The organism is Chitinophaga sp. SVR4-12A (genome assembly GCF_056754765.1).
This window is the reverse complement of record NZ_JBPGWP010000001.1, coordinates 3,177,598-3,192,833: the sequence shown is the minus strand read 5'-3', so window position 1 is coordinate 3,192,833 and position 15,236 is coordinate 3,177,598. Positions and strand designations below refer to the sequence as shown.

Annotated in this window: 10 protein-coding genes; 6 read left to right on the top strand and 4 right to left on the bottom strand. The window is 50.5% G+C overall.

What is annotated here, in order from left to right; genetic code table 11:
- Positions 1-44: 44 nt before the first annotated feature.
- The gene (locus ACR9Y8_RS12975; RefSeq protein WP_481213674.1) at positions 45-1,388 is read left to right on the top strand and encodes an alpha-L-fucosidase; all 1,344 of its coding nucleotides are present in this window, start codon (positions 45-47) and stop codon (positions 1,386-1,388) included.
- A gap of 2 nt (positions 1,389-1,390) precedes the next feature.
- Here ACR9Y8_RS12975 and ACR9Y8_RS12970 read toward each other — a convergent pair whose 3' ends face one another.
- Complete coding sequence (locus tag ACR9Y8_RS12970) at positions 1,391-1,867, bottom strand: VOC family protein (protein ID WP_481213673.1); 477 nt, start codon at positions 1,865-1,867, stop codon at positions 1,391-1,393.
- 142 nt (positions 1,868-2,009) lie between these two features.
- Between ACR9Y8_RS12970 and ACR9Y8_RS12965 the strand changes: the two genes are divergently transcribed.
- Entirely contained in the window at positions 2,010-2,906 is an 897-nt protein-coding gene (locus ACR9Y8_RS12965; protein ID WP_481213672.1) for an aldo/keto reductase, read from the top strand.
- Between the two features lie 185 nt (positions 2,907-3,091).
- Here the strand turns inward: ACR9Y8_RS12965 and ACR9Y8_RS12960 are convergent, their stop codons facing one another.
- The 3 genes from ACR9Y8_RS12960 to ACR9Y8_RS12950 all read right to left on the bottom strand — a co-directional run bounded on the left by ACR9Y8_RS12960 (position 3,092) and on the right by ACR9Y8_RS12950 (position 6,005).
- Complete coding sequence (locus ACR9Y8_RS12960; RefSeq protein WP_481213671.1) at positions 3,092-4,648, bottom strand: S41 family peptidase; 1,557 nt, start codon at positions 4,646-4,648, stop codon at positions 3,092-3,094.
- A 400-nt stretch (positions 4,649-5,048) separates the two neighbouring features.
- Positions 5,049-5,621, bottom strand: coding sequence for a hypothetical protein (locus ACR9Y8_RS12955; RefSeq protein WP_481213670.1), 573 nt, complete (start codon positions 5,619-5,621; stop codon positions 5,049-5,051).
- A gap of 9 nt (positions 5,622-5,630) precedes the next feature.
- Positions 5,631-6,005, bottom strand: a complete 375-nt coding sequence (locus ACR9Y8_RS12950) for a hypothetical protein (protein ID WP_481213669.1) — start codon at positions 6,003-6,005, stop codon at positions 5,631-5,633.
- Between the two features lie 157 nt (positions 6,006-6,162).
- On the opposite strand from ACR9Y8_RS12950, the gene ACR9Y8_RS12945 reads away from it, so the two are divergent.
- The 4 genes from ACR9Y8_RS12945 to ACR9Y8_RS12930 all read left to right on the top strand — a co-directional run bounded on the left by ACR9Y8_RS12945 (position 6,163) and on the right by ACR9Y8_RS12930 (position 15,231).
- Entirely contained in the window at positions 6,163-8,457 is a 2,295-nt protein-coding gene (locus tag ACR9Y8_RS12945) for a GH92 family glycosyl hydrolase (RefSeq protein ID WP_481213668.1), read from the top strand.
- Positions 8,458-8,599: 142 nt separating this feature from the next.
- Positions 8,600-10,378: an ABC transporter ATP-binding protein gene (locus tag ACR9Y8_RS12940; RefSeq protein WP_481213667.1), complete on the top strand. Its 1,779-nt coding sequence runs from the start codon at positions 8,600-8,602 to the stop codon at positions 10,376-10,378.
- A 54-nt stretch (positions 10,379-10,432) separates the two neighbouring features.
- On the top strand, positions 10,433-11,263 hold the full coding sequence (locus ACR9Y8_RS12935; protein WP_481213666.1) for an N-acetylmuramoyl-L-alanine amidase: 831 nt from the start codon (positions 10,433-10,435) through the stop codon (positions 11,261-11,263).
- A gap of 770 nt (positions 11,264-12,033) precedes the next feature.
- A complete protein-coding gene (locus ACR9Y8_RS12930; protein ID WP_481213665.1) occupies positions 12,034-15,231 on the top strand; it encodes a SusC/RagA family TonB-linked outer membrane protein in 3,198 nt (1,065 codons plus the stop codon).
- Positions 15,232-15,236: the final 5 nt, after the last annotated feature.

Below are 15,236 nucleotides of genomic sequence, written 5' to 3'. Positions count from 1 at the left end.
ATCCCTTTTGAGCGTATCTTGTATAGATAAACAAGCCCGGTTCTATGCACAGGTATTTATTCTTCCTGGGTGCACTGCTGCTCTGGTGTGCGCCTGTATTCCCGCAGCAGTCAGCCAATAAGCCCGAAAGGGAACAGTGGTTCATGGATATGGGCCTCGGCATGTTCATCCACTGGAGCGTGGATGTACAGGTGGGCGCAGTCATCAGCCATTCTATGGCCGGCGCTTCCGATGCATACCTGGAGAAATTTACCAAAACCCTGCCGCAAACATTTAATCCCAAAAAGTTTGATCCTGAAGAATGGGCTGTACTCGCTAAACTGGCGGGCATGAAGTATGTAGTGTTCACTACCAAGCACCACGCGGGCTTTTGCATGTGGGATACGAGGACCACCGATTTCAATATCATGCGCACGCCGTTTAAACGCGATGCACTGAAGGAGATCATCGCCGCCTTCCGCAGGCAAGGTATTGCCATCGGACTATATTTCTCTCCTGAAGATTTTTACTATTTCTACCAGCATAAGATCCCTATTGGCAGAATGCAGGTGCCGCAGCATTTTCCGGCTAACAATCCCGGGCTGATGGCCTATGATAAGGCGCAGGTAAAAGAGCTGCTTACTCAATATGGTAAAATAGACCTCATCTTTTTTGATGGCCCTGCTGAAGGACTGAAAGAATATGCCTGGCAGCTACAGCCGGATATTGTTGTTACCCGCGGCCAAATGAGAACACCTGAACAGGAACTGCCAGACCAGCCAGTGCCCGGCCCCTGGGAGGCATGCTTTACCATGGGAACCGACTGGCAATACAAGCCCACCAACGATCCTCAGAAATCAGGCACTGCCATTATCGACATGCTGATCGAAACAAGGGCTAAAGGTGGTAATCTGCTCATGAACGTAGGGCCTAAGCCAGACGGTGAGATCCAGATAGAACAGGATGCCTTGCTGCGTGAGCTGGCCCTCTGGAACCTGGCCAATGAAGAAGCCATTGCAGGCATTCGTCCCTGGAAGATCATCCGTGAAGGAAAGATCTGGTTCACCCAGTCAAAAGATGGTAAGGCGATCTACGCCTTTGTACCTGCGGGCACCGAATGGAAGTACGGCGAACGGAAGGAACTGGTGCTTAGAAACCTGCAGGGCAGCGATCAGACCAAAGTAACTGTACTGGGCTTTGGCAGCGAGCTGGTGGAATATAAAAAGGATTTCGATGCACATGTATATGTAAAAAGCACACCCATGGGACTGGTGATCAGCGCCGTGAACGGACAGCGCTTTTACACCAATAACCAGTGGCCTAACCCCGTAGTGCTGAAAATAGAGAACGCGGAGTACCGTCCTTACCAGGACCGCTCTACACGGGCAGAGCTGGAAGGCGCCAAATAAGCTTAGTATTTGTCGTCATTGATCTCTACCCAGTAATTGTCAGGATCCTGGATATACAGCTGTTTTACGCCGTCTACCCGTACATTGAATTTTTGCTTTTCTCCCACCCAGTTAATGAAGGGGATATGGCGCTCGTTCAGGCGTTTTACAAATTCATCTACAGAGGGTACGCTGAAACACAGGTGGGAAGCCCTGTCGTGCTGGGTGATCTCTTTCGCGCCCGCTATCAGGTGCAGCTGGGCATGCTCGCCTACTTTAAACCAGGTATGTTTGCCGTCGTGGAAAGGCTCCGGCATCGTATCAATACCTACTACATCCCTGTAAAAGGTGGTGGCCTTTTCCAGGTCATATACCGATATGGCGACGTGGTTCAGGATGGCGCCTTTATGTTGTGCCTGCGCCTGCATGGTTTGTACCGTTATACCGGCCACTGTGAGCAGCCCGGCGATGATCAGCTTTTTCATTATCCCAAAATACATAAAATTTGTAGTTTGAGGTTTTAAGTTTGATGTCTGAAGTTCCTTAAAAGTGAGAAGTTCAAGGCAGGTCGCCGTATAAAATTTGGACCTCTAACCTCTAACAAACCTCAAACTTCAAACCTCAAACCTCAAACCTTTTTTTATGCTTTATCATCCGCTAGGCTCTTCCGGTTTAAATATCAGCCAGGTAAGTTTCGGCGCTATGTCCTTACAAGGGAATGACGCAGCAAATGCGGCACTCATCGCCCAGGCCCTGGACGCCGGTATCAACTATTTTGATACAGCAGACATTTACGATCAGGGCCGTAACGAACAAATGGTAGGTAAAGCCCTGCAGGGCAAACGTAAAGAGGTGATCATCGCAACCAAGGTAGGAAATCAGCCGCGTCCGGGTGGTAACGGCTGGGATTGGAATCCGCGCAAGGAATACATCCTTTCCGCGGTAGAAGGCAGCCTGCAGCGTCTGCAAACCGATTATATAGACCTGTACCAGCTGCACGGCGGTACCCTGCAGGATCCTATAGACGAGACCATTGAGGCATTTGAGCTGCTGCAGCAGCAAGGCAAGATCCGCCACTACGGCATTTCTTCGATACGGCCCAACGTGATCCGCGAATATATAAAACGCTCCCGCATAGTAAGTGTGATGATGCAGTACAGCCTGCTGGACCGCCGTCCGGAAGAGGAAATCCTGGAGCTGTTACGTCAGCATAACATCAGTGTGCTGGCCCGTGGCAGTGTGGCCAAAGGCTTACTGGTCAATAAACCGGCTGCGCCTTTCCTGAACTACAGCGCTGACCAGGTACAGCAGGCTGCGTCTGCCGTAAAGGCGTTGACCACTGCACAACGGGGGCCCGCGCAAACGGCTTTGCGTTTTGTATTGCAGCACCCGGCTATCACATCGGCAGTAGTAGGCATACGCACAGCGGAACAATTAGCCGATGCAGTTGCCGCCGTAAATGCGCCTTCGCTCTCCGCTGCTGAAATGGAGCAACTGCGCCAGGCCGTACCAATCAACCAGTACCAGGACCATCGTTGATGGCGTTTAAAATGTAAGTACCTTTCCCTGTTCTGGGAAGATCAGTTTCAACTGCAGCGTATTTTGCTGTGCTAACTCCCTGCGTATAGCCGTGGGCGCCACCATGCAGTAAATATAAAAGGAAACGGGTTATGTGAAGATCTACATAACCCGTTTTTTATCGAGGGATAGACGGCTGTTACCGGTCATCTGTTAGTCTTGATGTCAAAGTCTACCATCCCGTTAAACTGTCCGGGGGTGATAGATCGCTTGATGTTGATACGGGCATTCGGATTGGCAACTACACGTTCTGTACTGGCCTGGCGGAACGCGCCCGTTCTGATATAGCTGAATATCTTGCTCAGGTTGTCGTCTTCACTATTGCCCCAGGGAACGTTCACATAGTCTGTTGCTGCCTGGTCGGGTTTGATACCGCTGTAATAGCCGCCGGACTGCTGTGCGTTCCTGGTTTCAAAATTAATGGCAAAGAGATCGGCCAGGTATTTTTCACTCCCCGAAGCGTCGTGATCAGAGATGGTATAGCTGAAGAACCCTACTGGTTTTCCATAAGTGGTGTCGCCTACCAGCTTCACGTTCATATACGGCTTCAGGTTATTGAGTGTTAGCTCGCTGGCAGAGGCTGTTTGCCCGCCGGTGATGAAGAATACATGATCCAGGCTGAGGCCGCCCGTGCTGCCAAAGCTGATAGAGGCAGGCAGGCCGGTGGCAGCCAGGTTCTGGGTCAGTTTATCATTATAGGTGTAGTAGTACATCACCTTGCTTTGTGCACTGGCAGGCGCAATGGCATTATCCAGGTATTGCGCGGTAGATACGGCGCCGCCGGTATTGTAGCGAAGGTCTACGATCAGCTCACGGATCCCGGCTGACCTGAACTTGCTGAACACCTGGTCCAGCACCTGTTTAGTAACGGTGGAAGATCCTGTGCTGCTGGTTACGCTGGAGAAGGTGTATAATACGAAGTATCCTACCTGTTTCCCGTTCACCGTGTAAATAGTATCGTACAATACCGGGTTCACATTGTAGGAACCGCTGGTCAGCGTGATAGTTGGTGTAGCGTTGGCAGGTGTTTTAAAGGTAAAGGTCGAGGAGGAGGAGTTGTACACGGCATCGGTCACTTTGGTGGTATTGGCGCCGGTGCTGCCGTCGTAAGACAGGTTATTATCCCCGTTGATGGCAGTGATCTCCCAGCCGCGCTGTATGCCCTTTACGCCTGCAGGAGAGTTCTTATCGGCATACAGCACCAGCAGGTGGCTTTTATTATTGTTATCCAATGCAAAGGTCACTTCCATCCCAAAGTTGCCGTTTTCACCCTGCGTCTTTTCGATCACCCCGTTCTGCAGTTTGTTGGCCAGTGAGCCGGTGCGGTCCAGGAAACTGTAGCGGTCTATTTTCTGACCGTTCACTTGCGGATAGCTGATCATGGTAGACAGCAGGTTCTCTGCAGTACTGTAATTCGTGCTGAAAGGGTCCAGGGTAGGTACCTGGTTGTACCAGTAATAGGTAGGAAGGCCGTTGCCCGAATTACGTCCGCCATCTGCATAGGTCACCTGCATAATGCGGTACATCAGGTATTTAAGCGAATCCTCATCAGTGGTGGAGGAAGTAGCGCCGCCCCCGTTATTATTGTTATTGTTGTTGTCCTGCGGCGCTGTCTTATCCTTCTTACAGGAGAAGAAAATAATACTGCATAGCAGGCTCACCATTAACATAGGTACTCCAGGCGATAGTCGATGTTTTTTCATTGCACATGCCATTTTATTGCTGTTATGTCAGGATGTTCGTTGGCTTTCTGAAAAGATGATGATCCTGCAATGGTAATGTTCTGTTCTATATATTAACGGAAAAAAAGTGCGTTTCTGCGAACAAGTCGATGAAAAGCGTAAAATGACCGGTGAAAGCACCGGGTCCCTACCTAATATTACGAATTTCTTTTAATACGGAAGCTGACCATGGTCAGTTGCCTGGGACGGATTAAACAAATATGACATGTTTGAGGTTTGAAGTTTGAGGTCTGAGGTTTGTTAGAGGTTACAGGTCCAACAGCTGTTAGCCTCGCCTGCACTTTAACATCGTACAGCAGACATATCATGAACTTTCAACCTCTAACGCACCTCAGACCTCAAACTTCAAACCTCAAACATTTTAATTAATCCCCATCAATATTGCCGTAACTGCCACGCCTATACCCAAACCGCCTATACCCCAATACAGCTTGTCCAAAAAGCTTTTTCGCCTCGCAGTATTCACCTTGTCAAGTGCATCGGAGATCAGTACCTGTGTATTGTTCAATGTATTATTTACATTGCTGAGGTCATGCTTCACGGTGCCTATATCCTGGCTGGTCTGGTTGATCTGCGACAGTGAGGAATTGAACAGTGTGTCAAATTTCAATTTCAGGGCACTATAATCCCGCTGGTTTTCGAGGATCATGCTATCCTGCCGGATCACCAGCGCTTCATATGATTTAATGATCTCCGCCGTGCGCGGGTTCTGTTTGCGATATGCCTGGTAAGCCGTTTCGTACATCTGGAAGGTTAGGCTGTTCATCAGCATGACGCTGTCACAGCTTACCAGGATGGTATCTCCCATTGTTAAACGGAAACCGCTTTTTACAGCGCATTGATCAAATACTTTCAGTTTGCCTTGTGATTGCGCATTCAGTGCAGGGGCCAGGGCCAACAGCAGCAGCCCGTATAGTTTAAGATGTTGTAGCATAGGAAGTGTTTAAAGATTGACAATTGGAATGATGGTAGAATCCGCGGGCTGAAAATCCTTCAGGTTGGCGATCCTTTCTTTGATGCTGTCTGCCTGGGCTTTGTTCTTGGCATCTTTTACCTTCTTTTCCAGGTCCATCAGCTCTGTGCGCACGTAAATGCCCTTTATCACTTCCCGCTGGCGGTCAAGATTAACCTGGATAGAGTCCAGCCGGGTCTGGGCGTCGCCTAATTGTACCAGCGCAGTATCAATGCTCTTACGCGCATTTTCCAGGTCCTTGGCAGCCTGTTTCAGCGTACTGGAACCAAAGAGGTTGAAGGCCAGGTTAACGACCAGCACACCAATTATAATAAGGAGAAGTACCTTAGGGGTATTCGTATTCATGGTATTAGTGATTACGGGGTTAAAAGTCAAATATAGCAAAAAACATTTAAATGTAAAACAGTTAAAACACACCTGTCGCTGATAAAAATTAGAACAACATTCCCCTGAACCATTATTTTTACACCCTTTATCGGGACTAAAATCACGTTATCGTACTATGAGGAAAATAATTGCAACTGCGTTGGTGCTGGCATCGGGCCTGGCCCAGGCGCAAACCGTGGACAAGGTCACAGATCCGGCTGATTGGGTGAATACCCTGATGGGTACCGACTCTAAATTCAGCCTGTCCAATGGTAACACCTATCCCGCCATCGCCTGCCCCTGGGGCATGAACTTCTGGATGCCACAAACCGGCAAGATGGGAGATGGCTGGGCGTACACCTATCATTCAGAGAAACTGAGAGGCTTTAAACAAACCCACCAGCCCAGCCCCTGGATCAATGATTACGGACAATTTGCCGTGATGCCGGTTACCGGTAAAGTGCGCTTCGACGAAGATGAGCGGGCCAGCTGGTTCTCCCACAAATCTGAAATAGCCAGGCCTTACTATTACAGCGTTTACCTGGCAGATCACGACGTAACTACCGAGATCACTCCCACAGAAAGGGCTGCACGCCTGCGTTTTACCTTCCCGGCTACGGACAGCGCATTTGTAGTAGTGGATGCCCTTAACAAAGGCTCCTATGTGAAAGTACTGCCACAGGAAGGCAAGATCATTGGCTACACCACCAAGAACAGCGGCGGTGTACCGGACAATTTTAAAAATTACTTCGTACTGGTTTTCGATAAGCCCTTTACTTACCAGGCTACCTTCGCCAACAAAGCATTGGCGCCCGGCCGCCTGGAAGCAAAGGATGACCATGTAGGCGCGGTGATCGGCTTCGCCACAAAAAGGGGCGAGCAGGTGAACGTAAAAGTAGCCTCCTCCTTCATCAGCCCCGAACAGGCAGAACTGAACCTGCAGCAGGAGATCGGCAACAGCTCTTTTGCTGAAATAGAGCAGAAGGCCAAAGCCGCCTGGAATAAAGAACTGGGCCGCTTAAGCGTAGAAGGCGGCACGGTGGATCAGACGCGTACTTTCTACTCCTGCCTGTACAGGGCCATGCTCTTCCCCCGCAAGTTCTATGAGATAGACGCCAAAGGCCAGGTAATGCATTACAGCCCCTATAACGGAAAGGTATTGCCGGGCTATATGTTCACTGATAATGGTTTCTGGGATACTTTCCGTTCTGCCTTCCCTTTCTTTACCCTGCTCTATCCTACTATGGACGGGCATATCATGGAAGGGCTGGTGAACGCCTATAAGGAAAGCGGCTGGTTGCCCGAATGGGCCAGCCCCGGTCACCGCGATTGTATGATCGGTTCCAACTCTGCCTCCATCATTGCCGACGCCTACCTGAAAGGTATCAGGGGATTTGATGTGAACACCGCCTACGAAGCGCTGCTGAAGAACTCCGAGAACGAAGGCCCGCTGACCTCCGTTGGCCGTAAAGGCGCCAAATACTACAACGAGCTGGGATATGTGCCCTACGATGTAGACATCAACGAGAACACTGCCCGCACGCTGGAATATGCATATGATGATTTTACCATCTACCAGCTGGCCAAAGCGCTGAAACGTCCGGCAGACGAAATTGCCCGTTTCGCTAAACGCTGCCAGAATTACCGCAACGTGTTTGATCCGGAAACAAAGCTGATGCGTGGCAAGAACAAGGATGGCCGTTTCCAGGCGCCCTTTAATCCCTTCAAATGGGGAGATGCGTTTACAGAAGGTAACAGCTGGCATTACAGCTGGTCTGTATTCCACGACGTACAGGGCCTGGCAGACCTCATGGGCGGCAAAGACAAGTTCGCCGGCATGCTGGACTCCGTATTTCATATGGCGCCCGTGTATGACGACAGCTACTATGGCCAGACCATCCACGAGATCCGCGAAATGCAGATCATGAACATGGGGCAGTATGCGCACGGCAACCAGCCCATCCAGCACATGATCTACCTGTACAACTATGCAGGTCAGCCCTGGAAAGCCCAGTACTGGCTGCGCGAGGTGATGAACAGGCTGTATACGCCCGCACCCGATGGTTACTGTGGTGATGAAGATAACGGGCAAACTTCTGCATGGTATGTATTTACCGCCCTGGGCTTTTACCCGGTTTGTCCGGGTACCCAGCAATACGTGATCGGTGCGCCGCTGTTCAAAAAAGCGACCGTAACGATGGAAGACGGCAAAAAGCTGGTGATCGCTGCACCGGCCAACAATGCACAGAACCGTTATGTACAGGCTGTGAAAGTGAATGGCCAGGTATATACGAAGAACTGGTTTGACCACAAACAGCTGCAGCAGGGCGGCGCCATCAATTTTGACATGAGCGCTACGCCTTCCAAAACAAGAGGAACAGCTGCTGATGCTGCTCCTTACTCCTTCTCCCGCGACGAGAAGCTGAAATAATTTAACTTTGGGGTTTTATGTTTGACGTTTGAGGTTTGAGGTTCGTAAGAGGTTGGAGGTTTAGAACAAATGACCGGGAAGGTATACTTGTCTAAACCTCAAACTTCAAACCTCAAACCTCAAACTTTTAAAAAAGGTGAAGATGGCAAACCCTTATATCTCGCTGTTGCGTACCGCCTGGCACTACGCGCGCCATGAACGGAAGAAATATGTACTGGTATACTCCATGTTCTTCTGCTCCGCTATTCTTGCCGCTATCTATCCCGTGCTGTTCGGGTGGTTCGTAGGTAAAGTGCAGCAGAACACAGGCGCCGTATTACGTTACGCCCTCATATACGCGGGCTGTTACTTCGGCCTGAAAGTGCTGGAATGGTCCCTCCACGGGCCTGCCCGTGTAATGGAACGGGAACTGGCGTTTAACCTGAGCCGCAACTTCCTGCAGGAGCGCTATCACCAGGCATTGCACCTGCCCGTAAAATGGCAGCAGGACCATCACAGCGGAGCTACCATTAACCGTATCCGTAAGGCATACGAGGCGTTGAAGCTTTTCTTTGACCAGGGCTTCATGTACCTGCAGTCTATCAATAAGCTGATCTTCTCCATCATAGCGATGGTCTATTTTTCACCGCTCTTTGGCATGATCGGCGTGCTGTTGGGCGCACTCACCATCTGGGTGATCTTCAAATTCGACAAACCCTTCATCAAAACCCTGGACGAGGTAAATGAAAAGGAACATGTGGTATCTTCCACCTTGTTCGACAGCCTTTCCAATATCATGACGGTCATTACCCTGCGGCTGGAAAAGAGCATGGAAACCGGCTTAATGGGCAAGGTCATGCAGATCCTGCCGCCCTTCCGCAAAAATGTAAGGATCAATGAATGGAAATGGTTTGTGGCGGATATGCTGGTGACCCTCATCTATTGCGTGCTGGCGGTGGGCTATGTGCTGCAGAACTGGACCCCGGGACAGGTATTCCAGGTAGCCGGCCTGGTGACCCTGGTGGGATATGTGAACCAGTTCACCAGCGTATTTTACAATTTTGCCTGGCAGTATACAGATATCATCCAGCATAACACTTCCGTACAAACGGCCGCCGGCATCCAGCAAGCCTTTGAGCAGCAGCACCGCCCGGACGCGCCTACTGATCTGCCGGCAGACTGGCAGTCTATCAGCATCAAAGGGCTGAACTTTTCTCACCGGCAGGCCTATGATGCGGAACACGCCCCTCAGAGCCTGCACCGCCTGAACATAGAAATAGGCCGCGGCAAAAGGATTGCCCTGATTGGCGAAAGCGGCAGCGGTAAAAGTACCTTGCTCTCCCTGCTCCGGGGCTTATATAATCCCGAGCCGGGCATGGAACTGACCGTAGATGGCAGGAAATACGAGCTGTCCACCATCAACGAAACGGTCACCCTTTTCCCCCAGGAACCGGAGATCTTCGAAAATACCATTGCCTATAACGTTACCCTGGGACTGCCCTTTAGCGAGGAAGACATTATGAGCGTATGCGAAAGCGCGCATTTCACGGAGGTGATCAAACAACTGCCACAGGGCCTGGAATCAGACATCCGGGAAAAGGGCGTGAACCTCTCCGGCGGACAAAAACAGCGCCTGGCGCTGGCACGCGGCATCCTGGCCGCCCGGGAAAGCGAGGTAGTGCTGCTGGACGAGCCTACCAGCAGCGTAGATCCCAAAACAGAAGCGATGATCTATGATAAGCTGTTCAAGGCCTTTTCAGACAAGGCCCTGATCTCATCCATGCACCGCCTGCATCTCCTGGGACAATTTGACTACGTATATATTCTGCGGCAGGGATACATTATAGATGAAGGCACCTTTGAGCATCTGCGTAATAATAGCCCGGTATTCCAGGAGCTCTGGAAACACCAGAAGGATACCGTAGGCCGCCACTACCAGTAAACCGAACTTTTTGGCATAAAGTTGGCTTCCATTTATCGACCTAATCATTTGAAAATGAACAGCGTTCTTAAGCCGCTACTCTGTGTAGCGATGATAGTAATGTTATATTGCTGCTCCTATTCGCCATATAAAAGCACCAATAAAGTCTATAAGCAACAGGCCAAAGGCTATGCCAGCACTTTGCGTTTGCAGCCAGGCCCGGTGCATATAGATTCTGTGCAGGATGTGACCTGGTGGGCCGGCACTACCAATTTCAATATGCGCAAGCCTAACCTGGTGATCATCCATCACACGGCGCAGAACAGTTGTGATCAGACCCTGCAAACCTTCACCATTACCCGTACCCAGGTAAGCGCGCATTACGTGATCTGCCGGGGCGGGGTTGTGCACCAGATGCTGAACGACTACCTGCGCGCCTGGCACGGCGGAGTAGCCAGCTGGGGCAATCTTACGGACATTAATTCTTCGTCCATTGGCATAGAGCTGGATAATAACGGCACAGAGCCGTTCGACTCCCTGCAGGTACGCAGCCTGCTGATCCTCCTGGATACCCTGAAGCACCGTTATAACATTCCCACCCCTAACTTTATTGGCCACGGGGATATTGCCCCCGGGCGCAAGGTAGATCCCAGCGCCTGGTTTCCCTGGCAGCAGCTGGCTGAGAAAGGCTTTGGCCTCTGGTACGGGGATACCTCCCAGGTGATCTTGCCTGAAAATTTCAACAATCTCCAGGCCCTGCGCATCATCGGGTATAGCGTAAAAGACAGCAGCGCCGCTATTGCCGCCTTCAAGCGGCACTTTATCCCGGCCGATTCTACTACCGGCACGGAATTGAATGAAGGCGCCAGGAAGATCCTGTACAGCGTGATGGAGCAGAGCCTGTAATCCGCTTATTTTATTACTTCCAGGAATATCGCCCCCGGGTACTGACTTAGTCATTCCCGGGGGCGATCCGCTTATACCCCTTTGTGTACTGTATCCAGGTTGTGTCGGCCTTTTTTGGTCATTTCAAACAGACCTTTATGCACTACCAATTACTTCCCAAGATATTCCCTTCCTAATAAGAAACGGATAAAAATGGGAGTAATAAGGGATTAGAAAGGGAATATATAGGGAATATCTCCCGGTTTAGATAGAACTGGCGGGCGTTTCAGCCCGATTGGGCGTAAGGTACACCTCCGGTTTAATCCGGATCTCATACGGATGGTAAGTGGAGATCAGTCGGAGTAATCGAAAAGGAGCATCGATTTGGAATAGGTTTACAGTGCGGATGAATAGCTACGAGGAATAATAACCAGGCCCTTCCTGAATTTATCTTGATGAGATTGCCTATTCCATTTAGTCCATATAATTTGTAGAATATTGTTAAATTTTATACTTTTGCCCGCGGAACCTTAATCCATGCTGTAAAATGAAGACAGATACAGACTATATGCGCACGCTGCTTTATGCTTCGTGCTACTGTAGGAAACGCCAGACTCATATTCATTTCCTTTCACATCAAACTGAAATGTGTATGCCCCGGCAGGGCATATGTTAACAGCATTCTTACTTTTTAATTAAGCTATCAATCTATTGGCGGCGCGCCTCTTATTGCGGTCTTTGGTACGCAACAGACCTTCTTTTGTCAAAATAAACTAAAACCAGCTACAATCATGAGATTTTTACAAACAACCGTATTCCTGCTGGCACTGCTGCTTTGGCTGCAGGCAGGCTATGCACAGGATGCGAAGATCACGGGGGTGGTCACTTTTAAAGCCGATGCCCAGCGCGTGCCAGGCGCCGTTGTTACGGTGAAAGGCACTAACAGGGGGACGCAGACCGATGCAGACGGCAAATATGCCATCAGTGCATCCGAGGGGGATACACTGCATTTTTCCTACATAGGGTACAAAGGGGTGGACATAGCTGTAGGCGCCACCCACGCTATAAATATCTCGCTGGAAAGCACGGAAAGCAGCCTGAAGGAAGTAGTGGTGACGGCTTTGGGCATTTCCCGCGAGAAAAGGTCCCTTGGATATTCCGTACAGGAATTAAAATCCAGGGATATCACAGAAGCCAGGGAGACCAACCTGGTGAACGCATTGTCTGGTAAAATTGCCGGGGTGAACATCACCAACAGCCAGGGCGATATGGGATCTTCCCGTATCGTGATCAGGGGCGAGACCTCCATTGCGGGCAATAACCAACCGCTCTTCGTACTGGACGGTATACCGGTAGATAACAGCCAGCTGGGTGTAGGCGTAGCCAATGCCCGCGACTTTCCCAATGCCATTTCCGACCTGAACCCGGATGATATTGAATCTGTGAGCGTGCTGAAAGGTCCCAACGCGGCGGCCCTTTATGGTTCCCGCGCTGCCAACGGGGTACTGGTACTGAAAACGAAAACTGGCCGGGGCACCAAGGGATTAGGTATCACGGTTAACTCCAGCGCCAGTATGCAAAAGCTGCTGGTATTACCGGAGTACCAGGATGTATACGGACAAGGTTCCGGTGGACAGTTTGACTACGTAGACGGTAAAGGCGGTGGCCTGAACGACGGGGTGGATGAAAGCTGGGGCCCGAAACTGGACGGCCGACCGATCCGCCAGTTCTTTTCTAATGGCCAGCCGGCGCCCTGGGTAGCTCACCCGGATAACGTACGCGACTTTTATGAGACCGGGTCCACATTTAACAATGGACTGTCGCTTTCCGGCAGCAATGAAAAGCTGGACTACCGTTTCTCTTACAACAATACCAAGCAGACCGGCCTGCTGCCGAATACCGGTATCACCCGCAATACTTTCACCATTAACAGCACCTACCGTATCACGCCCAAACTTACATTGAGCACATACGGTACTTATGTGAGAGGCGGCGCCGACAACCTGCCGGGCGTAGATGGCAAAAGGGGCAACAGTGTTACCCTGCAGTTCATCTGGTTTGGCCGCCAGGTAGATACCCGCCTGCTGCGCAATTATAAAGACGCCCAGGGCAATGATTATAACTGGAACCACAGCTATTACAGCAACCCGTACTGGATCCAGTATGAGAACACCGTGGGGCAGCAGCGTAACCGCTTCTTCGGCAATGCCCGCCTGTCTTACCAGGTGCTGGACTGGCTGACAGCCAACCTGCGTGTAGGTACGGACTATTACAATGACCGTCGTAAGTATAAAGTGGCTTACGGCACCAATGGTACGCCCTTTGGCTCTTATACCGAAGATAACTACGGAGTAACGGAAACCAATGCGGAATTTACCCTGAATGCCAATAAAAAATTGAACCAGGACTTTAACCTGGATGTACTGGTAGGCGGCAACGTGCGCAACAACCAGTATGAGAACAACTATCAGCAGGCGCCTAAGCTGGCCGTAAAGGGGGTATATACCCTTAACAACTCACGCGACCCGGTGATCTCTACCAGCTATTTTTCCAAGCTGAGGGTATACAGCCTGTTCTCATCTGCGCAGCTGGGTTTCCGCGATTATGCCTTCCTGAATTTTACAGCGCGTAACGACTGGTCGTCCACACTGCCGGTAAATAATAATTCTTATTTCTATCCATCCGTGAACGCCAGTCTGGTACTGAGCGAAGCCCTGCACCTGGAGAGCGATGTACTTAGCCTGCTGAAGATCCGCGGCGGATGGGCGCAAGTGGGTAAAGATGCAGATCCTTACCAGATCATCAACACTTATCCCTTTAACCAGCCCTTTGGCGATAAGCCGCTGTTAACAGTGTCTGATAAATTTTTGAACAAAGACCTGAAGCCGGAGATCACCACTGCTACAGAAGTAGGTACTGAAGTAGGCCTGTTCAAAGACCGCGCCCGCCTGGATGTTACTTACTATAGCTCCAGCAGTAAGAACCAGATATTACTGGCAGATGTGAGCCCCACTACCGGCTATACGAAAAAACTGCTGAACGCAGGGAAGATCAATAACCACGGTGTGGAAGTTACCCTGGGTGGAAGCCCTGTAAGCACCGCCTCCGGTTTCCGTTGGGATGTGAACATCAACTACTCCAGGAACATCAGTAAAGTAGTGGAGCTGGATAAAGACGGTTTCCTGAATGATTATGTGCTGGGTAGCAGCGGAAACATGCAGGTATTGGCAAGTAAGGGGCAACGTTACGGCGCCCTGTACGGCAAAGCCTATCTGCGCAATGAGGAAGGACAGATCGTGGTAAATGCTGATGGTACACCGGCGATTGATCCTAACAAAAAGATCCTGGGGTATTATACGCCTAAATGGATCGGCAGCATTAACAATACTCTTTCCTTTAAAGGTTTCAGCGTAAGCTTCCTGATAGATACCAAGCAGGGTGGCCAGCTGTGGTCTGGCACCAACTATACCGGGATCTATACCGGTGTACTGGCAGCCAGTCTGCCCGGCCGCGATGAAGAGCACGGAGGCCTGGCTTACTACTATCCGGGTAATGATAAGAAAGCAACCCCGGTACAGCTGGCCGCGCATAACGCCGGCACACCAGGTGGAGAGACTGTTTATCACGACGGGATCATCTTTGACGGCGTAACCGCAGATGGCAAAAAGAACACCCGCATACTCGCTGCCCAGAACTACTATAAAGCGGTGTACAACAGCAGCCTCAATGAAAGCAGTGTATATGATGCATCTTTCATCAAGCTGCGGGAAGTAAGGATAGGATATACCTTCCCCAATGAGCTGATCCGCCACTGGGGCTTCCAGAACCTGAACCTGACCCTTACGGGCCGGAACCTCTGGTACATTGATAAAAAGGTGCCCAATATTGACCCGGAAACGGCTTTCAATACGGGTAACGGCCAGGGCCTGGAAACCCTCCAGATACCTACTGCCCGCAGCTTTGGTATCAACCTCAGGGCATCATTTTAATTGTG